Annotated in this window: 1 protein-coding gene; it reads left to right on the top strand. The window is 48.1% G+C overall.

Annotation, left to right across the window (positions count from 1 at the left end):
• The coding region (locus P2081_RS20300; protein WP_278924602.1) for a hypothetical protein at positions 1-407 on the top strand (407 nt) is incomplete at its 5' end.
• Positions 408-532: the final 125 nt, after the last annotated feature.

Here is a 532-nt window from a genome sequence, read left to right as displayed (position 1 = left end):
TTCATAGATACCTTTTCCTTAAACAAGCTTGGGCGCAGGTTGTAGATGAAACAGATGATAGCTGGATTGAGAGAATAATCGAGTCCGCACGTCGCAATCCAGAAGGGCCGTTTTCCGGCCAAGGTCACGCTTTAGAACGTATGCTATCACTTGGCGTTGATCGTTCAGACATCGTCGATTTGGTGCGTTGTTCGCAGGCGGAAATGATCTCGGGGTTGTGCTACTTGTTGGATGATCCTTCGCTTTATGACGAAGAAGATGAACGTGTCCGAGACACCGGTTGGTGTCTTGTCGCAACGGATGAAAATCTTGAACCGACGCGAGAGGTCATCGGCGGCCTGCATGAATCAGTTTTGGACACAGACCCAACTGGACGCGAAATGCGGCCTCGAAAAAGATCCATTTGAAAGGTCGTGTGGTGAAGGAGCTTGTCATAAACACCTATTAACTTCTGATACTAGCTAAAGTCTGTAGGCGGTAGCCGTTTGTAAAGCAGACATCCTCAAATAAAAACCAGAGGTCGGCTTTGTCC

Origin of the sequence: Pseudophaeobacter profundi (assembly GCF_029697505.1) — a bacterium.
Classification (GTDB): Bacteria; Pseudomonadota; Alphaproteobacteria; order Rhodobacterales; family Rhodobacteraceae; genus Pseudophaeobacter; species Pseudophaeobacter profundi.
This window is presented reverse-complemented; position numbering and strand designations above follow the sequence as displayed.